The 21,893-nt window shown below is 59.9% G+C and carries 24 protein-coding genes; 12 read left to right on the top strand and 12 right to left on the bottom strand.

Annotated elements, in window-relative coordinates:
• Nucleotides 1-60: 60 nt before the first annotated feature.
• From dld to ATE40_RS03485, 3 genes are all read left to right on the top strand, one after another.
• Nucleotides 61-1,767 carry a D-lactate dehydrogenase gene (dld, locus tag ATE40_RS03495; protein ID WP_063918959.1) on the top strand — a complete coding sequence of 569 codons (1,707 nt, stop codon included), beginning with the start codon at nt 61-63 and terminating at the stop codon, nt 1,765-1,767.
• Between the two features lie 223 nt (nt 1,768-1,990).
• Nucleotides 1,991-2,416, top strand: coding sequence for a PAS domain-containing protein (locus tag ATE40_RS03490; RefSeq protein WP_063918958.1), 426 nt, complete (start codon nt 1,991-1,993; stop codon nt 2,414-2,416).
• Nucleotides 2,417-2,421: 5 nt separating this feature from the next.
• A complete protein-coding gene (locus tag ATE40_RS03485; protein WP_063918957.1) occupies nt 2,422-3,945 on the top strand; it encodes a flavodoxin domain-containing protein in 1,524 nt (507 codons plus the stop codon).
• Between the two features lie 3 nt (nt 3,946-3,948).
• Here the strand turns inward: ATE40_RS03485 and ATE40_RS03480 are convergent, their stop codons facing one another.
• From ATE40_RS03480 to ATE40_RS03470, 3 genes are read right to left on the bottom strand one after another with little or no spacing between them, the layout of a single operon-like run.
• Entirely contained in the window at nt 3,949-4,956 is a 1,008-nt protein-coding gene (locus tag ATE40_RS03480) for a FecCD family ABC transporter permease (protein ID WP_063918956.1), read from the bottom strand.
• Nucleotides 4,953-5,909 (bottom strand): ABC transporter substrate-binding protein, encoded by a 957-nt coding sequence (locus ATE40_RS03475; RefSeq protein ID WP_063918955.1) that lies wholly within the window; start codon nt 5,907-5,909, stop codon nt 4,953-4,955. The genes ATE40_RS03480 and ATE40_RS03475 overlap by 4 nt, the downstream gene beginning before the upstream one ends.
• A 16-nt stretch (nt 5,910-5,925) precedes the next feature.
• Entirely contained in the window at nt 5,926-6,642 is a 717-nt protein-coding gene (locus ATE40_RS03470; RefSeq protein WP_063919585.1) for an ABC transporter ATP-binding protein, read from the bottom strand.
• A 615-nt stretch (nt 6,643-7,257) separates the two neighbouring features.
• Here ATE40_RS03470 and ATE40_RS03465 point away from each other — a divergent pair.
• Nucleotides 7,258-8,109, top strand: a complete 852-nt coding sequence (locus ATE40_RS03465; protein WP_063918954.1) for a DMT family transporter — start codon at nt 7,258-7,260, stop codon at nt 8,107-8,109.
• Between the two features lie 57 nt (nt 8,110-8,166).
• Here the strand turns inward: ATE40_RS03465 and ATE40_RS03460 are convergent, their stop codons facing one another.
• A complete protein-coding gene (locus tag ATE40_RS03460) occupies nt 8,167-8,757 on the bottom strand; it encodes a Yip1 family protein (RefSeq protein ID WP_019453944.1) in 591 nt (196 codons plus the stop codon).
• A 205-nt stretch (nt 8,758-8,962) separates the two neighbouring features.
• Here ATE40_RS03460 and ATE40_RS03455 point away from each other — a divergent pair, with 205 nt between their 5' ends.
• The 7 genes from ATE40_RS03455 (at nt 8,963) to ATE40_RS25080 (ending at nt 13,506) form a co-directional block, all read left to right on the top strand.
• Complete coding sequence (locus ATE40_RS03455) at nt 8,963-9,433, top strand: acyltransferase (RefSeq protein ID WP_019453945.1); 471 nt, start codon at nt 8,963-8,965, stop codon at nt 9,431-9,433.
• Nucleotides 9,430-9,972 (top strand): GNAT family N-acetyltransferase, encoded by a 543-nt coding sequence (locus tag ATE40_RS03450; RefSeq protein ID WP_019453946.1) that lies wholly within the window; start codon nt 9,430-9,432, stop codon nt 9,970-9,972. The genes ATE40_RS03455 and ATE40_RS03450 overlap by 4 nt, the downstream gene beginning before the upstream one ends.
• 104 nt (nt 9,973-10,076) lie before the next feature.
• Entirely contained in the window at nt 10,077-10,919 is an 843-nt protein-coding gene (locus tag ATE40_RS03445; RefSeq protein ID WP_063918953.1) for a DUF1460 domain-containing protein, read from the top strand.
• A gap of 131 nt (nt 10,920-11,050) precedes the next feature.
• The gene (locus tag ATE40_RS03440; protein WP_019453948.1) at nt 11,051-11,863 is read left to right on the top strand and encodes a MetQ/NlpA family lipoprotein; all 813 of its coding nucleotides are present in this window, start codon (nt 11,051-11,053) and stop codon (nt 11,861-11,863) included.
• A gap of 152 nt (nt 11,864-12,015) precedes the next feature.
• Complete coding sequence (locus ATE40_RS03435; RefSeq protein ID WP_063918952.1) at nt 12,016-12,465, top strand: type II toxin-antitoxin system PemK/MazF family toxin; 450 nt, start codon at nt 12,016-12,018, stop codon at nt 12,463-12,465.
• A gap of 314 nt (nt 12,466-12,779) precedes the next feature.
• Nucleotides 12,780-13,319, top strand: coding sequence for a GNAT family N-acetyltransferase (locus ATE40_RS03430; RefSeq protein WP_063918951.1), 540 nt, complete (start codon nt 12,780-12,782; stop codon nt 13,317-13,319).
• A gap of 103 nt (nt 13,320-13,422) precedes the next feature.
• On the top strand, nt 13,423-13,506 hold the full coding sequence (locus tag ATE40_RS25080) for a small membrane protein YohP (RefSeq protein ID WP_016928643.1): 84 nt from the start codon (nt 13,423-13,425) through the stop codon (nt 13,504-13,506).
• A gap of 33 nt (nt 13,507-13,539) precedes the next feature.
• Here the strand turns inward: ATE40_RS25080 and ATE40_RS03425 are convergent, their stop codons facing one another.
• The 5 genes from ATE40_RS03425 to ATE40_RS03405 form a co-directional block, all read right to left on the bottom strand.
• Nucleotides 13,540-14,460: a DUF808 domain-containing protein gene (locus ATE40_RS03425; RefSeq protein WP_025160017.1), complete on the bottom strand. Its 921-nt coding sequence runs from the start codon at nt 14,458-14,460 to the stop codon at nt 13,540-13,542.
• Between the two features lie 115 nt (nt 14,461-14,575).
• Nucleotides 14,576-15,493, bottom strand: coding sequence for an AEC family transporter (locus tag ATE40_RS03420; protein ID WP_019453952.1), 918 nt, complete (start codon nt 15,491-15,493; stop codon nt 14,576-14,578).
• An 11-nt stretch (nt 15,494-15,504) separates the two neighbouring features.
• On the bottom strand, nt 15,505-16,509 hold the full coding sequence (locus ATE40_RS03415) for a TauD/TfdA family dioxygenase (protein ID WP_019453953.1): 1,005 nt from the start codon (nt 16,507-16,509) through the stop codon (nt 15,505-15,507).
• 169 nt (nt 16,510-16,678) lie between these two features.
• Nucleotides 16,679-17,599 carry an alpha/beta fold hydrolase gene (locus ATE40_RS03410; RefSeq protein ID WP_063918950.1) on the bottom strand — a complete coding sequence of 307 codons (921 nt, stop codon included), beginning with the start codon at nt 17,597-17,599 and terminating at the stop codon, nt 16,679-16,681.
• A 116-nt stretch (nt 17,600-17,715) separates the two neighbouring features.
• The gene (locus ATE40_RS03405; protein ID WP_019453955.1) at nt 17,716-18,120 is read right to left on the bottom strand and encodes a VOC family protein; all 405 of its coding nucleotides are present in this window, start codon (nt 18,118-18,120) and stop codon (nt 17,716-17,718) included.
• 76 nt (nt 18,121-18,196) lie between these two features.
• On the opposite strand from ATE40_RS03405, the gene ATE40_RS03400 reads away from it, so the two are divergent.
• On the top strand, nt 18,197-18,652 hold the full coding sequence (locus ATE40_RS03400; RefSeq protein ID WP_063918949.1) for a GNAT family N-acetyltransferase: 456 nt from the start codon (nt 18,197-18,199) through the stop codon (nt 18,650-18,652).
• Nucleotides 18,653-18,686: 34 nt separating this feature from the next.
• Here ATE40_RS03400 and pbpG read toward each other — a convergent pair whose 3' ends face one another.
• The 3 genes from pbpG to ATE40_RS03385 form a co-directional block, all read right to left on the bottom strand.
• Nucleotides 18,687-19,616 (bottom strand): D-alanyl-D-alanine endopeptidase, encoded by a 930-nt coding sequence (gene pbpG / locus ATE40_RS03395; RefSeq protein WP_025160019.1) that lies wholly within the window; start codon nt 19,614-19,616, stop codon nt 18,687-18,689.
• A 151-nt stretch (nt 19,617-19,767) separates the two neighbouring features.
• Nucleotides 19,768-20,871, bottom strand: a complete 1,104-nt coding sequence (locus ATE40_RS03390; RefSeq protein ID WP_019453958.1) for an adenosylhomocysteinase — start codon at nt 20,869-20,871, stop codon at nt 19,768-19,770.
• 45 nt (nt 20,872-20,916) lie between these two features.
• On the bottom strand, nt 20,917-21,861 hold the full coding sequence (locus tag ATE40_RS03385; protein WP_063918948.1) for a GlxA family transcriptional regulator: 945 nt from the start codon (nt 21,859-21,861) through the stop codon (nt 20,917-20,919).
• Nucleotides 21,862-21,893: the final 32 nt, after the last annotated feature.

The raw sequence follows: 21,893 nt of genomic DNA, 5'->3' as shown, positions 1-21,893 counted from the left end.
TTATATGCGGCACTCCGGCGCCGCGGTTAAAGCGACGGGAATGACAGGGAGACAGGCAGCATGCAGTCAGGCAATCAGGCATTTCTCAACCAGGTTAAAGACATCGTCGGCGGCCCGCAGCTGTTGACCGGCGATCGCAACACCGAACGGTATCGCAAGGGCTTCCGTTCCGGCGAAGGCCAGGCGCTGGCGGTGCTGTTTCCCACCAGCCTGCTGCAGCTGTGGCGCATTCTGCAGGCCTGCGTGGCCGCCGACAAAATCGTCATCATGCAGGCCGCCAACACCGGCCTGACCGAAGGTTCAACCCCCAGCGGCAACGACTATGATCGCGATATCGTCATCGTCAGCACCCTGCGCCTCGATCATATTCAGGTGCTGGATAACGGTAAGCAGGTGGTTGGTTTTCCCGGCAGCACCCTGCATCACCTCGAAAAATTGCTCAAGCCTTACGGCCGCGAGCCGCATTCGGTGATCGGCTCCTCCTGTATCGGCGCGTCGGTGATCGGCGGCGTGTGCAACAACTCCGGCGGCTCGCTGGTGAAACGCGGCCCGGCCTATACCGAAATGGCGCTGTACGCTCAGTTGGGTGAAGACGGCCAGCTGCGCCTGGTGAACCATCTGGGCATCCGCCTCGGCGACACGCCTGAAGAGATCCTCACCCGGCTGGAAAAAGGCGATTACCGCCCGGAGGACGTCGAATTCGGCGAGCTGCGCGCCTCGGATAACGAGTACGCCAGCCGGGTGCGCGACGTCGACGCCGACACCCCTTCCCGCTTCAACGCCGATAAACGCCGTCTGTACGAAGCCTCCGGCTGCGCCGGCAAGCTGGCGGTGTTCGCGGTGCGGCTCGACACCTTCGAGAAGGAAGGCAAAGAGCAGGTGTTCTATATCGGCACCAACGACACCGCGGTGCTGACCGAACTGCGCCGCCACATGCTGAGCCAGTTCGACAACCTGCCGGTGGCCGGTGAATACATGCACCGCGATATCTTCGACATCGCCGAGGTCTACGGCAAAGACACCTTTATGATGATCGACAAGCTCGGCACCGATCAGATGCCGCGCTTCTTCACCCTGAAAGGCCGCATGGACGCCAGCCTCAACAAGCTGCCGCTGCTGCCGCACAACCTGACCGACCGGCTGATGCAGGGCCTGAGCCATCTGGCGCCGAGCCACCTGCCGAAACGCATGAAAGAATACCGCGAACGTTTCGAGCATCACCTGCTGCTGAAGATGGCCGGCCCCGGCGTAGACGAAGCGCAGCGCTACCTGACCGAGTACTTCACCCAGGCCGAGGGGGCTTTCTTCGCCTGCACGCCTGACGAGGGCAAAAAGGCCTTCCTGCACCGCTTCGCCGCCGCCGGCGCCGCCGTGCGCTACCATGCGGTACACGCCGACAAGGTAGAGGATATTCTGGCGCTGGACATCGCCCTGCGCCGTAACGACACCGACTGGTTCGAAACGTTGCCGCCGGAGATCGATAGCCAACTGGTGCACAAGCTGTATTACGGCCACTTTATGTGCCACGTGTTCCACCAGGATTACGTGGTGAAAAAAGGCGTCGACAGCCACGCGCTGAAAGAAAAGATGCTCGAGATCCTCAACCGGCGCGGCGCCGAATATCCGGCGGAGCATAACGTCGGCCATCTCTACCACGCCAAACCGGATCTGCAGGCGTTCTACCGCACCGCCGATCCGACCAACAGCTTCAACCCCGGCATCGGCAAAACCAGCAAACGCAAGGGCTGGGCCGAAGGCCCCCGCTAAACGGCGTACCCCGGCCTGCCGCAGCACCCGGCGCGGGCCTACTCTCCCCCCGCCTGCCTCATCGTGATCTCTCTGCGCCTTTAAAGATGCATTTTTATTGCAACTTATAAATTTCCCGATTACCATTCATCGCAAATGAGAATCAATTACAAAGCTGTCATGACGGATACATGACATCCGCCGTGGCATTCACCGCGAAGTTGTTAATGAGAAGGAACCTACCATGAGTCAGCCCCTCAATTCCGCCAAACTGTTGGCCGCGCTCGATAAAGTGATGGTGATCTCCACCACCGATCTGCAGGGCACCATCACCTACGTCAACGATCTGTTTTGTCAGCTGACCGGCTTTTCCCGGGAGGAGCTAGTGGGCCAGCCCCACAGCATCGTACGCCACCCTTCCGTGCCGAAAGCGGTTTACAAAGCGATGTGGGACACCATCAAGGCGGGCGGCATCTGGACCGGCATCATTCCGAACATCGGCAAGGGCGGCGTGCTGTACGTGGTCGACACCACGGTGCAGCCGCTGTATGACGCCCAGGGCAATATCGAGGCCTATATCAGCATCCGCCGCGTGATCAACGATCTGATGACCGACTTCGAATCGGTGGAATTTGCCAAAGAACAGTTCGACAACCACTACGACAAGTGACCACTATGGCCGACCTCATCGAACGCATCCTGATTGGTTACGGTTCGGAGTCGGGCAACGCCCGGGCGCTGGCGATGCGCCTGGGTGAACAAGGCAGCCTGCAACCCTACCATCCCGTCGTGAAAGAACTCAACGCCATCCAGCCCGCCGATGTGGGCGAGCATGATACCCTGCTGATCGTCTCGAGCTCATTTGGCGACGGCGAGCCGCCCGCCAACGCCGAACGTTTTTCCGACACGCTGACGCAATGGCCGGATCACCATCGGTTGCGCTACGCCATCTTCGGTCTTGGCGACACCGCGTACCCGCATTTCTGTGGCTTCACGCAGGCGCTGGATACGCGCCTGACGCAATACGGCGCCCGTGCCATTATCAATCGCGTCGACGCCGACGTTAACTTCGAACCGTTCTTCACGACCTGGCTGACGACGCTGGATAAGGTGCTGGCCGGCGATGCCCAGGCCGGCCGAGACTTGCATCTGCGCGTAACCGCCTACGGTGAAGACCATGCGTTCAGCGCCGCCCTTCTCGAACGACGGCCGCTCAGTGCACGCACGCCGCAAGCCTGGCATCTGCGGCTGAATATCGCCGACAGCGGCATCGTTTACCGGGCGGGAGATACCGTCTATCTGTTGCCGGAAAACGACGAAGGATTATTGATCCGGCTGGCTGACTGGCTGGGCAGGCCGGAGGCCGTCGACGCGCTGCGTCGCCGGGAGCTGCGCCAGCTCAGCAAAACGACGCTGCGCGAACTGGCACAGTTGGCCGACAGCGAAGATCTCAAAGGCCTGCTTAAGATCCGTCAGCGCAAAGCCCTGGAGAACTATCTGTACGGCGCCGATCTGCTGGACGTGCTGCACGATTTTTGCCCGCCGCACGCGATCACACTGGAGAACCTGCTGGCGCTGCTGCCCGTTTGCCTGCCGCGCGCCTACTCCATCGCTTCGGCTGCGCGGAAAGAGAGCCTCGATCTGTGCGTGCGCGACATCCATTATGAACGCGGCGGCCGCACGCGGCGCGGCACGGCGACCGGATGGCTGCTCAGCCACTCTGGCCCTTTCCGCCTCTTCTGCCGCGCCAACCCCGGCTTTTACCTGCCGCGCGATACCACCGTACCGGTGCTGCTTATCGCTACCGGTACCGGCATCGCGCCCTTGATAGGCTTACTGCGCGAAATGGCCGCCCAGAGCGAACGGCGCGAAACCGTACTGATCTTCGGGGAGAAACGGCGCGATGAAGATTTTCTGTATCACGAGGAATTGGCTGCACTGAATGCGGCGGACGTACTCACGCGTCTCATCACCGCTTTCTCTCGCGACGCCGCCGCCAAATATTATGTGCAGCATGCGATCGACGATCATGCCGATGCCATCAGCGGCCTGCTGCGACGGGGAGCACATGTCTACCTGTGCGGCAATCGCCAATATCTGGAACATGCCGTGGCGACGGCGCTGGAACAAGCCTGCGGGGCGGAAAACCTTTGGCAGACGCTGATTGAGCAGCAGCGCCTGCATCTGGAACTCTATTGAAGTTCATCGTTCCGCGCGCAGCAGCAAGGAGACGATGAACGCGCCCCCCAGCCCCGCCGTAATGATGCCGATGGGCAGCTCCTGATTGGGGATCAGGCTGCGGCTGAGCATGTCGCCGCCGGTCAGCAGCATCGCCCCTAGCAGGCCGCACATCGGCACGGACAAGCGGTGGCGCACGCCCACCAGGCGCCGGGCCAGATAAGGCACCATCAGCCCGACAAAACCGATCACCCCCGTCAGCGATACGAGGAACGCCGTAGACAGCGCGCAGCACAGAAAGGTCTCGGTGCGCAGGCGCGCCACGTTGACCCCCATCGAGTGGGCGGTTTGCTCGCCCGCCAGAAGCGAGTCCAGCGCCCGCCAACGCAGCGCCGTAAACCCGGCCAGCAGCACGAAACTCACCAGCGGAATGACCAGGTTATCCCAACGCGCCAGCCCCAATCCGCCGAGCGACCAGAACAACACCGAGCCGGCCGCTCGCTGATCGCCGGAAAACACCAGGTAGCTGGTGAGCGCGCTGAACAAAAACGAGACCGCCAGGCCGCAGACGATGAGCTGATCGGCGCGCCTGACCCGGCTGACGCGAAACAGGATCATCACCGCCATCGCGGACAGAATGCCGCCGACGAAAGCGGACAGCGGCAACGTCAGCGCGCCCAACGCATCGCCGAAGCGCGTGATGACCAGCACCGCCCCGGCGGAAGCGCCGGAGGAGAGCCCAAACAGAAAAGGATCGGCCAGTTCGTTGCGGGTGGTGGTCTGCAGCAGTGCGCCGGTCATCGCCAGCCCGGCGCCGGTCAGCGCCGCCAACAGGGCCCTGGGCACGCGCAACTGCACGACGATGGTGTCCAACATGCCGGAGAGGGGCGCAGATGAAAGCCCCAATGCCGCCATCGTTTGCCGCCATGACAGTACGACGCTGCCCAGCTGCAGGCTCCAGATCATTAACCCGCACAATGCCAACAATGCCAACGGCGCGAGCAGCATAAACCGCCCGGTCGGCGAGTTCATTCGCTAGCCGGCACGTACAGCGCCCGCGCCAGCTTTTCAACCGCGCCGATGTTGGCCGGCCCCGGGGTCAGCTCCGCATACTGCAGTTTCAGATAACGATGATGCTGTACCGCGGGCGTCAATTTCATCAACGGATGAGACTCGAGGAAACGCCGCAGCGCATCGGCGCCTGACCCGGTCTGATAATCCAGCAGAATGATGAAGTCGGGCTCTGCCGCCGCCACCGCCTCCCAGGAAGCCGTCGTCCAGCTCGCCGGCAAACCGTCCATCACGTTGCGGCCCCCCGCCGCCTCGATGATCGCCGTCGGCATGGCATATCTGCCGCTGGTGAAAGGTTTCTCTTCTCCCGAGTCATAGACGAATACCTTGAGCGGCGCCTGCCCCGCCGGCCTGGCGGGAAGCGTAGCTAGCCGGCGCTGCCAGCCCTCAACCAACGCGGCGGCCTCTCGCTGCTTGCCGAAAATCTTGCCGAGCTTCAGCTCATCGTCATACAGCAGGTTCATATCGGCCTTCTGCGGCCGGCCACCGGCCTGTACGCAGCTCTCACTCAGCACCAGCGTTTTGATGCCGAACGGGGCGAGCTTCTCCGGCGTGACGTCGCCGCCGATCTTCATGCCGTAATTCCAGCCGGCGAAGAAGAAATCCGGCTGCGCCGCCAGTAACGTTTCCAAAGCGGGATATTTCGGTGCCAGTTCGGGAATCGCGCCCATCGCGGCCTTGAAGTCAGGTGTCAGTTTGTACCAACCGGTGATGCCGGTCAGCCCGACGATCCGATCCTGCAGGTGGAGCGCAAAGGCCATCTCGGCCATGTTGATATCGTTGATAACGGCGTGCTGCGGCGCTTGGTTAAAGGTGACCGGCGTACCGCAGCTGTCTACGGTGACGGGAAAACTTTCGGCCGCCGCCGACCTGGCGGCCAACAGCATAAGCAGGATGAATACGCGTGTGTTCATGTTTCTCTCTGGTTTATCAAGCGCAATGGGGAACGTCAAAAATACGCAGCGTTTTCCCGCTGACGGGATGCGCTACATTGAAACTTTGCATGCCGAACACCGGCAAAATCACCGGCGTTTGCAACACCGCCTCGGGCGAACCGCAGGCCACCTGGCGGCTTTCGTTGAGCACCAGGATCCGATCGGCAAACGCCTCCGCCACGGGCAGATCGTGCAGCACCGCAATCACGGCAATATCTTTATTTTTTACTAACGACAGCAGCGCCGAGCGCCCGGGCGGATCGAGGTGATTGGTCGGTTCATCCAGCAGCAACAGGTCGGGAGACTGCGCCAACGCCCGGGCCAGCGCAGCGCGCTGACGCTGGCCGCCCGAGAGCCGCCCCAGAGGGTGGCGCCTGAGCGGCCCCAGCCCGGTTTCTTCGATGGCCTGGTCAACGATGCGCTTCGCCGCCGCCGGTTGCTCACCAAATGGCAAACGCCCTAAGGCGACATAATCCTCAAGCGACAGCCTTAGATCCGGCAGATCGTTTTGCGCCAGAAAGGCGATGCTTTTGGCGCGCTCCGCCGCCGACCAGTTTGACAAGGCGCGCCCGCGCCAGTAAATGTCGCCGCTGTCTGGCCGCGTTTCGCCGATCAGGGTGCGTAACAGGCTCGACTTGCCGCTGCCGTTAGGGCCGATCACCGCCAGCTTCTCACCGGGGCGGAGCGCGAAATGAATGTTGTCGAGTATCAATGCCCCGCCGTGACCGGCCAGGCTCACCCCATCAACGTGGAGGATGTCGTGAATTGGGTTCATCATGCATCATTTGTTATATTATAACATATCATTATTTCTATCACGATTGCCCGCCCTCTGCAAAAGCGAATCGCAACGTCTCTTGCCATACGCACTCAGCGCGCAAGCCGGAACAGGGTATCCACTCCGCTGCGGCTTGCTTTTGCGTCAAAATTGCGCCGTTAAAGCAACATAACATATCCTTTAATTAATGATAATGATTTTCATTATCATTAAAGTACCTGCGATTTACGATTGCGTCCCACGGTGAACTTGGTTATGTTTGAAACGGTTAATTTCATTCCCGATGTTCAGGAACCTAAATGGCTCACTTTGCGCACAGCACAGATCCCACCAACGCGACCGCCCCGGCCGTCGTTTTGCTGTGTGCTTCCTCCGCTCCACCCGCCGTTTCCTCTGTCGTTTCAGCGGTTGCCGCTTACCCACCACGCATTGTGGTCGTGCGCTAAGCCAAACCGACTTTTTACCTCCGGCTTATGTTGATCTGTTGCGTTCAGGCGTAGACCGCCGCGCGCGCCGGAGCCTGTAATTTTCACGACAGGTGAAATTGATATGCGATTACCTTCTCTCTGGGCCAATGCCGGCCTGGCTACGCTGTTCGTCCTGCTTTGGAGCAGCGGCGCTATTTTCTCCCGTTGGGGGTTGGAACACGCTTCCGCCTTCGCTTTTCTGTTCTTCCGCTGCGCCATCGCACTGGCGGTGCTGTTGGCTATCGGCCTGTGGCGGCGCCAGTGCCTGCCCGCCCCCGGCACCCGTCGACGCGTCGCGCTGATCGGCGTGCTGATGATCGGCGGCTATCAGATCTGTTATCTGCTGGCGCTGGAACAGGGCATTACGCCCGGGGTGCTGGCGACGCTGCTCGGCGTACAGCCGATCCTCACCCAGTTCATCACCGAACGGCGTTGCGCCGGGCTGCGCGCCTGCGGGTTGGTGCTGGCGTTGGCCGGGCTGACGCTGGTGGTGTACCAAAGCCTGATGGTGGCCAACTTCTCGCCGAGCGGCATGCTGTTCGCTTTTATCGCTCTGGGCTGCATGACCGCCGGCACCCTGCTGCAAAAGGGCATGGCCCAGCCGCCGCTGGCGGTCTTGCCGCTGCAGTATGCTATCGGTCTGTTGATGTGTGCGTTGGCGCTGCCGTTTGAGCCGCTGCGGGTCGACTGGCGGCCTGAGTTCGTGCTGCCGCTGCTGTGGATGGCGGTGGTGATCTCGGTGCTGGCGACTTTCCTGCTGTATCGCCTGATCCAGCGCGGCAACCTGGTGCAGGTCACCAGCCTGTTCTATCTGATCCCGGCGGTCACCGCCCTGCTGGATTACCTGCTGCTCGGCCACGCGTTAGCCGCGCTGAGCCTGCTGGGCATGGCGGGCATCGTGCTCGGCGTGATGCTGGTTTTCCGCCGCGCATAAAAGCAAAAGCCCCCGCGCCGTTCCACCGGCGCGGGGGCGACAACAACTACCGTTAACTCAGAACAACCAGGAACCGTACCCCCACAGCAGCACCGTCACCCCAAGTAGCAGCTCGAGCAGCAGGATGCCGATAGCGAAGGTCGAGCTGGAGAAGATGAACCCTTCCTTACTGTCGATATTCAGGAAGTGCGGGATCCCCAGATTCAGCAGATAGCCCGAATAGCACAGGCCGATAATGCCGACAAACAGACACAGCCAGACAACCGGATAAAGCGCCACCACCCCGCTGAGGAACATCGGGGTCGCCACGTAGCCGGCGAACACCATGCAGCGGTGCAGGCTTGGGCGCGATTCATAACGCCGCGCCATCCAGTGAATGACTTTCCCCATGGCCGCTACGCCCGCCAGCATCAGCAGGTAGAACGCCACGGCGGTATAAAACGCGGTAAACATGTCGAGCCTGATGGCATGTCCCTCGCCGGAGAGCCAGCCCAACTGGGTGGTGCCGATAAAGGCGCAGACCACCGGGATTGCTGCCAAGAGCAACACGTGATGGGTGTATAGGTGCGAGACGCTTTCATTCTCGCTTTTGATCTGTTCGAACTCGGCGCTGGGATGCGCCAGAAGTCCCCAAACATGACTGACCATGAGACACCTCCTATCTCGCCGTAGGCCGCGATCGGCGAACGAATTTCACACCTCCGACGGACAGCTACCCGTGCGAGGATTGCGGCCACGGGGCTCTCTCCCCTGTACTAATTATAGTCTTTCGGCGAAAAAACGTGCGGAAAGCGCAACGCCGCGGCGCTTTGTCTTATACTCCCCCCATCAAATCCAGACTGTGAGGAAGGTTATGCCATCCGTTATCACCACCCGCCAGGCGGGGATCGTCGACGTCGACGCCGGGCGCAACGTCACCGTTGTCGAGCCCTGCAATCTGTACGGCTGCCGGCTCGGCGACGATGTCTTCGTCGGCCCGTTCGTCGAGATCCAGCGCCACGTCAGCATTGGCGCGCGTAGTAAAATTCAGTCGCACAGCTTTATCTGCGAATACGTCACGCTCGGCGAAGAGTGCTTTGTCGGCCACGGCGTCACCTTCGCCAACGATCTGTTCAAAGACGGTGCGCCCAATGCCGATCCAGCCAGCTGGGGGCGCACGCGCATCGGCGATCGGGTGTCCATCGGCTCCGGCGCCACGGTCTTGGCGGTGGAGATCTGCAGTGGCGCGGTGATCGGCGCCGGGGCGGTCGTGACCCGCGATATCACCCGCAAGGGGATCTATGCCGGCAACCCGGCGCGCCTGCTGCGGGAGCTGCCGTCATGAACCCGGCCATCCGCATCACGGCCATTGAGGCGTTGCCCGCCGATTATTTGGCCTGCGGCGATTTCAGCTTTACCGTCGCCAGCTACGCCCTGCCGCAGTTCGACAGCCCGGTCGACAGCTGGCCAACCCGCCCGGTCGCGCCGTTTCGCAAACAGTATCCGCTGGCGCCGCTCGCCAACGACGACAGCGTCACCTTCCTGGCGTATCGCCAGAACGAAGCCGTTGGCCATATCACGCTGAGCAAAAACTGGAACGGTTACACCCTGATCGATGAGATCGCCGTCAGCGCTCACGCGCGCCGTCAGGGCATCGCCGGGGCGCTGCTGGACTGCGCCAAACAGTGGGCACGGCTGCAGGAAACCTCAGGTATGATGCTCGAAACGCAGAACAACAATCTGGCGGCCTGCCGCTGCTACCAGCATTACGGGTTTATCCTCGGCGGCATCGATCGTTTACTGTATCGCGCCGAGCCGGAGATCGCCGATCACGAGATCGCACTGTTCTGGTATTTGCCGTTCAATAACGAAATCGGTTACTGATTTATCGGGCCTCATTGAGGTTATGTTTACTTTTTAACCCCTACCATCGGATGAGAACTGTTATCACTTACTATGATAACCCAGCGACACCCATGGAGGGCCGTATGAACAAGAACAAGGTTGTTTTACTGATGTTAGCTATCGCCATGAGCGGATGCGCCGAGCGCCCCACCCCGGCAACGCCGCCGCCCGACGTCACCGTTGCGCCGCCGAGCGTGCAGCCGGAGATGGACGCCAGCACCCGCAGCAAGCTGCGTGAGATCCTCGCGCTGCGCGCCGGTTGGCCCGCCGCTCAGCCACATGGCCGCACCGTCGATTTGATTTCGCGCGAGTTTCTCGGCACCCCCTATCTCGCCAATCGCCTGATCGGCTCGCAGAACACGCCCGAGCAGCTGGTGATCGACTTCCGCGGGCTGGATTGCTTCACCTACATCGATTATGTGGAAGCGCTCAGCACCGCCCGCAGCGAGGGCGAGTTCGTACAGCGGCTGATAGACATCCGCTACGTCGACGGCAAAATCGCCTTCCCGCAGCGCAAGCACTTCTTCACCGACTGGGCGCAGCGGCCGCACAAGGTGGCCGAAGACATCACCGCGCAGCTCAGCCCGCACGCCGTCACCCTCGTGAAAAACCTCAACCAGAAGGCGGACGGCAGCAGCTACCTGCCCGGTTTACCCAACGTACAGCGCAGCGTGACCTATATCCCCAGCGACAACGTCGACGACAAGGTGCTGGCCCAACTGCGCACCGGCGATTATATCGGCATTTACACCAACCTGGACGGGCTGGATGTCACCCACACCGGCATCTACGTGATGACCGACAACGGCCCGGTGCTGCGCAACGCCTCCTCGCGCAAGGCCAACATGCAGGTGGTCGATTCGCCCTTTATGGATTACGTGATGGCTACGCCGGGCATCGTGGTGCTGCGTTCGCTCAGCCGATAATCCCCCCGCCGCATAACGGCTATAAGCTATAGCCGTTTATGCTGAACGAGCGTTTGACTTCATCGGCAGTTCAGGCTTAGCTGTAAGAACAAAAAACAACTGATTTTATTGTTCTTTTCAGGGAGACTTCGATGACCTTACGCTGGCGTATCACCCCTCTGGCGGCGGCCTTCGCCGCCGTATTGGCGCTTCAGGGCTGCGATCAAAAAACCGACCAAAACCATATCAAAGTCGGCGTCATCAACGGCGCGGAACAGGACGTGGCGGAGGTCGCCAGACAGGTGGCGAAAGAAAAATACGGGCTGGAGGTCGAGCTGGTGGGTTTTAGCGGTTCGCTGCTGCCGAACGACGCCACCGACAAAGGCGAACTGGACGCCAACGTGTTCCAGCACCGCCCGTTCCTCGAACAGCAAAACAAAGATCACGGCTATAAGCTGGTAGCGGTCGGCAACACTTTCGTCTTCCCGATGGCCGGCTACTCCAAAAAGATAAAATCGCTCAAAGAGCTGCCGGACGGCGCGGTGATCGCTATTCCGCTCGATCCGACCAACCTGGGGCGCGCCCTGCTGCTGCTGGAAAAAACCGGCCTGATTACCCTGAAACAAGGCAAGGGGCTGCTGCCCACCGCCCTGGACATCAGTGCCAACCCGCATCATTACCAGATCATGGAGCTGGAAGGCGCGCAGCTGCCGCACGTGCTGGACGATCCGAAGGTCACCGTCGCCGTTATCAGCACCACCTACATCAATCAAACCGGCCTGACGCCGACCAAAGACGGCATTTTCATCGAGGATAAAAACTCGCCGTACACCAACATCATCGTCACCCGCGAAGACAATAAGGACGCGCCGAACGTGCAGAACTTCATCAAGGCCTATGAGTCGGACGAAGTGGCCAAGGCCGCCGAGAAAATCTTCAACGGCGGCGCGGTGAAAGGCTGGTAAATTCGGCCACCATCAAGGCGGATTCTGCGTACGAATCCGCAATTTTTCACTTTCATTTGCCGTTTCCTTACGCCACACCTTTCTCTCAACGCAAAACGCCCGCATGCTCATTCCTCCATAACACGGATTGTTCGCAACAAAGGAGTGTATCGATGCCGATCAAATTTTCCCCCAAGGTCGGGGAAATTCTTGAGTGCAGCTATGGCAACTACCCACTATCACTCCGCCAACCGCATGAAGCCGGCTTTTATGATGGCCACATTCCGCCAGAAATGGTGAAGAACCGTTTAGTTGTTGTGTTAAATGGCAAAATTAACGGCAATGCCTGCATTATCGTACCGCTGTCGACCACCAGAGATTCGAATAAGATCCAACAAGGGTTGCACATAGAGATCACACGAGAACTCATCGAAGATATGAGATTCTTTCATCCGCAAACGCGTTGGGCAAAGGGCGATCTGGTGCAGCAAGTCAGCCGTCAACGGCTGAGCAGAGCCCGTAAAGAGAGAGGTTTTCTTACCCAGTGTCTGTCACGCGAGCTTGTTGCTGACATCCAACGCGCCGTCATTAAGTCGATCAATGCCCGCAATATGCTGTTCTGACCAGTACGCTGTTGTTGACAAAACAGACAAATCAGGTGAAATTGTCGCCGTAGCCGATAAAGGCCCTTATGCTATACCCTCCCTTTCAGGGACCTGCGAAGCCCAGCCACCAAGCTGGGCTTTTGCCTATCAAGCGCCCACTGATTTCTTATCTTTCCGCTCTTGCCCCCTCAGCCTTTCTACCCTGACCGATACGCGGCGAACGTTCCCATAGGGTTGTCTTATCTCACCATAACAAAACCCGATTTACCCCGACGGCGGGCGGCGCGCATAATGCCGTTTATCCGCTGATTTTCAAGGTAAACAGACTTGCCATGACGCTCTTAGCCCCCGCACTCAGCCTCCTCGACGCCACGCCGGACGATATGGTCGCCGTGCTGCGTATTTACACCCACCACGTGCTGACAGGCGCGGCTTCGTTTGAAGAACAGCCGCCGACGTTGGCGGAAATGCAGCTGCGGCTGAGCAAGGTGCAGGAAGCCGGCCTGCCCTGGCTGGTGGCGAAAAGCGAAGGCCGTATTGTGGGCTACTGCTATGCCACGCCTTATCGCCCCCGGCCGGCTTACCGCTTTACCGTAGAAGACTCGGTATACATCGCCGAGGGGCAACAGGGTAAAGGCGTCGGCAAAACACTTCTGAGCGCGCTGATCGCCCGCTGCGAGCAAGGCCCCTGGCGCCAGATGCTGGCGATCGTCGGCGACTCCGCCGCCAACCGCGGCTCGCTGGCGCTGCACCAGTCGCTCGGCTTCACCAGCGTCGTGACGTTAAAGGCGGTGGGGTTCAAGCTGGGGGAGTGGCGCGACACCCACATCATGCAGCGCGCGCTGGGCGCGGGTGATAAACAGCATCCCTGAATGCGTGGCGACGCGCGATGGGGAGATAGCGTCTATAGTGAAGAATGATTTCATTGAGTTAGCGCCAACCGCGCGCCACATTTAACGGGTAAGGGAGAATCAAATGAAAATTATTCTGTGGATTGTCGCCATCATCTTTATCGTGGGTTTGTTGACGATTACCGGCGTTCTCAAACTGATTTTTTAAAACGCCTCGCCCCTCCCGGGGCGAGACTTTTCATCATGCCTTGAAACGCGCGCGCGCTGCGCCCAGCGCCGACACCACCGCCAGCACTACGCCGCCGGCCACCAGACCGAACGCCACGTTCAACAGCGCCGGAACCACACCCTGCAGAATATGGCCAAACGTCGGCACCACGGTGGTGTACGAGGCCCAGTCTTCGAACAGATGATGTACCGGCGGCAAACCGTGGGTCAGGATGCCGCCGCCGACCATAAACATGGCGACGGTGCCGACGATCGACAGCGTTTTCATCAAATAAGGCGCGGCGCGCACGATGCCGCCGCCGAGGGAGCGCGCCAACGCGCTGCCTTTGCGGCTCAGATACAACCCCAGATCGTCCAGCCTGACGATGCCGGCGACGATGCCGTACACGCCGAGCGTCATCACGACGGCGATGCCGCACAAGACGATCACCTGCTGGCTGAAGGTGGCGCCGGCGACGGTGCCCAGCGTGATGGCGATAATCTCGGCGGAGAGCACAAAGTCGGTACGTATCGCCCCTTTCACCTTGCGCTTCTCATAAGCTGCAGCGTCCTCATTGGCGCCGGGCCCGTCGGATTTATCTTCCTGCGCCGGCTTGCCGGGGCTCAGGCTGTGGAACACCTTTTCGAACCCTTCGTAGCATAGGTAGGCGCCGCCCACCATCAGCAACGGCGTAATCGCCCAGGGCGCGAAGGCGCTGATCAAGAGTGCCAACGGCACCAGGATCGCCTTGTTGATCAGCGACCCTTTGGCAACGCTCCACACTACCGGCAGCTCGCGATCGGCTTTAACGCCGGTCACCTGCTGCGCGTTGAGCGCCAGATCGTCCCCCAGCACACCGGCGGTTTTTTTGGCCGCCATCTTGGTCATTAAAGAGACATCGTCCAGCAACGAAGCGATGTCGTCGATAAGGGTAAGTAAGCTACTTCCTGCCAAAATGATTCATCCTTTTCACATTCACTATCCGTTTAGCATAGCGGTAAAGCGTGATGAAAGGATATGGGAGGATATCGGAAAACGCCGGGCGGGCGCTTGCCGCCCGGCGCCGGCGTTACAGCGCTACGCTGCCCAGAATGAAGGTGACGGTAATGACCGACAGCAGCGTCGTCCAGGTGATGATGGAAGCCATCGCTTCATGGTCGCCCCCCATTTGCCGCGCCAGAATATAGGCGTTGCCGGCGCAAGGCACAGCGGAATAGAGAATGGCGATGCTGGCGGGCACGCCGGTGGCGCCAAAATAGTGCACCAGCGCGATGGTAATCAGCGGCATGGCCACCAATTTCAGCACGGTCGCATAAGAGATGGAAACCAATTTGCGGATATGCATGCTGACGATCAACCCTGCACCGACCGACATCAGGCTCAGCGGCGTGGCGGCGTTGGAGAGATAAACGAACAGCTGTTTTAGCGCACCGGTGATATGCAGGTTGCACAGATTCATCAACACCCCGAACAACGCGCCGATGATCAGCGGGTTCTTCGTCAGCGCCAGCAGCGCGCCGCTCAGGCTTTTCTTACTGCCGGTGCCGTAGTGGTTCATCACCAACACGCTCATGATGTTGGTCAGAATGATCATGTACGCCACGAAGAAGCCGGACAGCGCCACCCCCTCACTGCCGAACAGCGATTGCGACAGCGCGATGAATACATAAGAGTTATACCTGACTCCCCCCTGAAAAATGGAGGTAAACAGATCCGCCGATGTATTGAAAAACAGCTTGCCAACGAAAATAATCAACGCAATGGCCAATGTGGAAATAATGGTCGCCACAACGGGATAGAAGCTGTCCGCGCCGCTAAAGTCCGCTTCGCTGATATCCAATATCAACAGCGCCGGAAAAAACAGGTAATAAACGAATTTGTCAGAAAAGCCCCAAAAAACGGCGACATCTTTAACATAAAGCTTTGACAAATAGCCCAGCACAATTAACAAAAAAATCGGCAATATAGAAAGAAAAACGTTCAGCATGAATAATAACCTTAAATCGAGAAAATACGCTCTTCAACCTGATTGAGGTTGCGGTGATTCCACAAGCTTGCCGAAATGAAGACCCGTTGCACCCAGCGCAACGGCGTATCTTTTTCATCGAAGGAAGGCGTAAACTTATCGCGCGAATGCAATGCAAAGCGATTGTCGATGTAAACCAAATCGCCCGGGCAAATATCGATACCGATGGCGTTTTCTTTCACCAGACCATAGAAACGTTCCAGCGCGGCTTCCGCCCGTGGTGTGCTGGCCGCAATCATGCCGGGATAGAAGACCGCGCTCACATCCGGCAACACGTGGTTTTGCGAAATCAGCGGCACCAGCGCGGTTTCTTCACGCCCGGCCTGCGTGGATTGGCGCCAGCGGTACGGCAGCTTGATGCTATACAGCGGGCTGGCCAGCGTTTCGACGTCCTCGCGGCTCAGTTGAGCGATCGCCAGACGCGAGTCGGAGATGCGCGTCATCGGGCTGTGCGGATCGCGGCGCACGCCGGCCAACAGCAGGCCCATCGGCGAAACGTTGAACTGCTCCAGGTGTTTCAGGGCCGCATTTTCAATATGGAAGTCCAGTTCAACATCGAATCCCAGACCGGTATATTCTTTTTTAGCTTCGCGTTTAGGGATCAGATTATTGATCAGTTCTTTCCCTTCGAAATACATCGAATAGGGTTCGCCAATGAGCGAAGAGATACCGACCAACAGGTTTTCGCTGATATTACCGGATTTAGCCGAAGGCGTATATTGGTTCGGACAAGGGGAAAAGAACACTTCTTTATCCACCGGCACATTTTTTAAAATAAGATAAGGCCGTGGTTTGATTGACGCCTTTTGCTGGCTTAATGCGGCGCTTAATCTGTGGGGCAAATGGGTGATCATCGTCGAGCGTATGGCGTGAATATAAGCATCGCCGCCGGCGGGATCGTAAGCAATTCTATCTAATGCCGAAAATAACTCGTTTCGTTCCTGATCCGTCAATTGAAAGACGTTTTGGTAATCCATCCTGAGCATTCCTTGACAATAAGAATATCATTAGCAAGCCTAATGAAAGCGGCGGGATGTTAACATTTTGCATTCAAAATCATAAAGATTTATTAACCAGTTTCGTGATCTCAATCACTACTCCTCCGTCCAGTTAATGACGGAGAAGAAGTGTGTAATAAACAAGCAGTTAAATAGGTGCGTCGCAATCGGAGGCGATCGTGAACGCACGCGAAATATGTTGAAGGACCGGGCGATGGGCATCAAATACGCAGGATAAATGCGTACTGCCCTCAAGCAAACCAAATGCCACATGCACGCTGCCATGCTGTTCGACAAAGCGCTGCATCGATTGCGCATTGAACAACTCGTCCTGGGCGGCCGCCAGCAGCAAAGTCGGTAATCGCAACGCCGCCAATTGCTTTGCCGGGGCGCGCGGCGTCAACGCGTTAGCCATATTGACACTGTATTGGCAGACAAAATCGGGGGAGGTGGCCAGCACGGCCGGGGGAAAATTCAGGCTGACCGCCCGAGATTGCCCGAACCAGCGACCACCGCTGAACGCATTGGCCACAAAGGGCCATTGGCGCACCTGAGCAAAACGGGCCGCCGCCGTCAGATCGCGGGCTATCCCGGAAAATGGCCCCAGCTCCGGCGCCAGCATGATCAGGCTATCCGCCTGCTGCTCGCAAGGATAACGGGTCAGGTAGTTGAGCAACATCCCGGCGCCGCTGGAATGACCAAGCAGGTGCCTGCGCGCCAACGGAAAACGCAGGCGCATTTCCGCCAGGATGACATCGACATCGCGCCAAATACGCTCAGGCCGCTCAACCGTTCCCCGCTCTCCGGCGGAATCGCCATGTCCGCGAATATCGACCAGGCACACCGCGAGCGTTGGCTCGGCCGCCAACTGGCGCGCCAGGACGTCATACCCGGCAGCGCTGTTAACCCCGCCGCCGTGATACACCACCATCACGTCTTCACTCGCGGCAGTTTGCCGATACAGGCGATAGCTCAATCCCTCAACGCGACCGGACGACATCTCCACGTGCCCGCCCGGCCACTCGCCGTAAGACTTCGCTTGCTCAACATAGCGGTCAAAATCAATCAAAGCGCACCTTTCCATGAATGTTGTCGGTATTGCCCACGGCAGAATTCCCTGCCACCACGGGGGTAAGCATATGAAACAACCGCAGGCACTACCATGTCTTTTGCACGCCCCTGGCGTCAGGGCAGATCGCCCGCTGGCACATTGAGCTGCCAGGAGAGGCCGAAACGATCGTTCAGCCAACCGAAACGGGCGCTGAAGCCGTAATCATCGAGCGGCATCAGCACCTTGCCGCCTTCCGCCAGGCGGTGAAAGGCCTGTTCAAGCGCCTCTTCGTTAGGCAAGTTGATGAACAGCGACACCGCCGGGGTGAAGCTGAAGTCATGGCTGATCGGGCTGTCGATAAACACCAGGTTCTGCCGGTCGAAATCGATGGTGGCATGCTTGATCAACCGCCGGCCGTCCGGTGTCGGGTCGTAATGCTGCACCTGCATGAGCCGAAAACGCTCGAACACCTGGCTGTAGAGGTCGATCGCCTGTTGCGCCTCTCCCTGGAACATGACAAAAGTCGACACCTGACTCATAACATCCCCTCCGACAAACGTTGTGGTATTAATGGAGGATAGCGGATTACCGCTGAAGCGGCGGAAAGGAGCAACCATGAGCATCATTCATCGTCTGGCGCAGCCGGACGATCTCAACGGCCTGTTGGCCCTGTATCGCGAGCTGCGTCCGCAGGACGCGCCGCTGCGCACCGACGATGCGCGCCGTGCCCTGCAGCACCTGCTGGACGATCCGGCGATCCGTCTGGTGGTGGCGGCAAAGGAAGAACAACCGATCGCCACCTGCATGATGGCGCTGATCCCAGGGCTGGCGCACCAGGCACAGCCGTTCGGCGTCATCGAACACGTGGTGACGGCGGAGCCCTATCGCGGCCACGGCGTGGCGCTCGCCATGATTGAATACGCGCTGCAGCTGGCCTGGCGCAAGGGCTGTTACAAGGTGATGCTGCTGTCGGGGCAGCAACGCACCGGCGCGCACCAGCTTTATCTCAAAGCCGGGTTCGACGGCGATCGCGAGCGGGGATTTGTCATCAGGCGGCCCGAGGGCCGATAGCGGCCTGCCGCCAACGGGCAGGCCGCCAGGCGGGTCATTCGGTGGCGTTTTTCGCCAGGCTGGCGTCTTTTTGGCGGCGATAGTCGCGGGCGGCGGCCGGGATCGGCGTCACCTTGCCGGTCTCAATCCAGCTGCGCAGCCGGTTGGCATCGGCGAAGTGGGTATATTTGCCGAAGGCGTCCAGCACCACCAGCGACACAGAACGGTTGCCGATCACGGTGCGCATCGCCAGGCAGTGTCCCGCCTGATTGGTGAAACCGGTCTTGGTCAGCTGAATATTCCATTTCGGGTTGTACACCAGGTGGTTGGTGTTGCGGAACGGCAGCGTGTAGTTGGGATCCTTGAAGCTGGCCATGCGCTCGGTGGTGGTGCTGAGCTGGCCGATCAACGGATATTGCTTGGTGGCGATCAGCAGCTTGGTCAGATCGCGCGCCGTCGACACGTTGTGGATAGAGAGCCCGGTCGGTTCGACGTAATGGGTATTGGTCATGCCGAGCGCCCTGGCCTTGGCGTTCATCGCTTTGATAAAGGCGTTGTAGCCGCCCGGATAGTGGTGCGCCAGGCTGGCGGCGGCGCGGTTTTCCGACGACATCAGCGCCAGCAGCAGCATATCCTTGCGGCTGATTTCGCTGTTCAGCCGCACCCGCGAATAGACCCCTTTCATCTCCGGCGTCTGGTGGATATCCACCGACAACATCTCGTCGAGCGGCAGGTGTGCGTCCAGCGTGACCATGGCGGTCATCAGCTTGGTAATCGAGGCGATCGGCACCACTTCATCCGGGTTGCGCGCATACATCACTTTATGGGTTTGCATATCGACGACCATCGCGCTGCCGGAAGCCAGCTCCGGCTGGGTGGCGTGCAGAGCGGCGGCGTTGTCGCTGGCCAGCGCGCGCGGCGCAAAGCCTGCGCCCGCCTGCAAAGCGAGCAGGGTCAGAACCAAAACACGTATTTTCACAGGCATTACTCTGAAATGGGGGCTTGAACTCAGCGAATTATATGTGAGGGTGCTGCGCTTGGCACTGGGATTGTAGGGCGGATTTGTGACAAATTCTGTCGGCCGAAAAACGGTACAGCCCGCGGGCGCTCTGGGATGAGCGCCCGCGTAGAAAAAGTTACAGCGCCGGCTGCCACGCCGATTGCGGCAGCAGGTACAGCCCCGGCGTTTGCCGCGCCCCTGCACCGACGATATGGCCGATGCCGGCCGCCATGACCGCCAACGTCACGTCGAAGGCGTTGAGGCTATCGCCATAGCCGGCGGTCAGGTTGAACATCGAGCCATTGGCCAGCAAATAGACCGTCTTCTCATTGAGTTGGTAAGCATTTACATAAGGCATCGGCTCGTGGTGCGGCAGGCTTTTCAGGAAGCCGACGTCGATCTCTTCCGCCACGTGGCCGACGTTGAGGATAAACACGCCGTCCTGCGACTGTTGCAGATGCTGCGCCGAGAGCACGTTTTTCGCGCCGGTCGCCGTGGCGATAACGTCCGCCTGAGCGACCGCGCTCGCCAGATCCACCACCTGCCAGCCGTCATAACGCGCCTGCAGCGCGCGCGCCGGGTCGATTTCCGCCACCATCACCTGGCCGCCGTAAGCCCTGGCCGCCGCCGCCGTTCCCTGCCCGACCAAGCCGTAGCCGATCACCAGCACGCGCTTTTCGTGCAGCGTCAAATGGGTGGTCTGGAAGAAGGTGTGCCAGGCGGTCAGCCCAACCATGTGCCGGTTATGCAACCCCTCTTTCACCGGCAGATCGTCCCAATTGAAGATTGGGTAACGCGGCGCCACGCCGTTTAACCGGCTGATGCCCGATCCGGTGGCTTCCAGCCCGGCGACGATCTGCGGGCCGTTCGGCGATTGGTGCAGACGGGTGGTCAGATCCGCCCCCATTTCGCACAGGTGGGTCGGCTGCCAGTCCAGCGCGCGATCGAAAGATTCCGACCACTCGCTGGCGTTCATGTCGCGCCAGGCATAGGCCTGCGCCCCCCGCCGTTCCAGCCAGGCCACCACGTCGTTCTGCACCGTGGTGGGATTGCAGGTAGTCAGGAAGATCGCCGCGCCCTTATCCAGCAGGCCGGCCACCAGCGGCGCCATTTTCAGATCCAGGTGCATATTGCACGCCAACCGCACCCCGTGCAGGTCCGGCAGTGCCGCCACCGCCGCCCGGGTGCGCGGCATATGGCGCATCGCCCAGTTCAATTCACTGTCAAAATCCTGATACATCCGTTGCTCCTCTGGTGTGCCCCGCCGCCAGGCGTGGCAAAAAAGTTATACCGCGCGGCCGAGCCGGCGGATCGCCTGCGGCGACAGGCCAAATACGCGGATAAACGCCCGCCTCATGCGTTCCGGATCGCTGAACCCCACCGAACGGGCGATCGCTTCCAGCGGCTCGGCGCTCTCTTCGATGCGCACCCTGGCCGCCTCGACCCGCAGCTGCTCGATCACCTTGGCCGGCGTCTGCCCGGTTTCAGCACGGAACAACCGGCCGAACTGCCGCTCGCTCAGGCAGGCGGCGTCGGCCAGATCCGCCACCGACAGCGGCAGATGCAAGTGCTCGCGCGCGTACGACAGCGCGGCGCGCATGCGATCCGACGGCGGATTCAACGCCAGCAACAGAGAATATTGCGACTGCCCGCCGGGGCGACGGTGGTACACCACCAGCTGCCGCGCCACGCCCGCCGCTATCGTAGCGCCGAGATCGTCCTCGATCAGCGCCAGCGCCAGATCGATGCCGGCGCTGATGCCCGCCGAAGTCCAGATATCGCCGTCACGGATGAAAATGCGGTTGCTGTCGACGCGAATGCGCGGGTAGTTCTGCTGCAAGCGCGCCGCGTGATACCAGTGGGTGGTGGCGCGTTTGCCGTCCAGCAAACCGCAGGCCGCCAGAATAAACGCCCCGGTGCACACGCTGGCGATGCGCCGCGCTCGCCGGCTGTGGGCCGTCAGAAACGCCGCCAACGCCGGTGACTGCGCCGCCATCACATTGCCGCTGCCGCCGGCCACCACCAGCGTATCAAAACGCTCGTCGCCGCACGGCTGCGTGGCGATCGCCACCCCGGCCGAGCTGGCGACCATGCCGCCCTGCGGCGAGATCGCCACACAGCGGTAAGCCGGCGGGTCAGTGAACTGGTTGACGTTATCGAACGCCGCCAGCGGCCCGGCAAAATCCAGCAGGTTAAAACCGGGAAAAACCACAAAACCGATCGTTTTCATGATGGCGCTTTTTGAGGGTTATCTGTCATATC

The organism is Serratia surfactantfaciens (genome assembly GCF_001642805.2).
Taxonomy (GTDB): domain Bacteria; phylum Pseudomonadota; class Gammaproteobacteria; order Enterobacterales; family Enterobacteriaceae; genus Serratia; species Serratia surfactantfaciens.
Note: the sequence above shows the minus strand (reverse complement) of the source record. Positions and strands in the feature narration are given on the sequence as shown.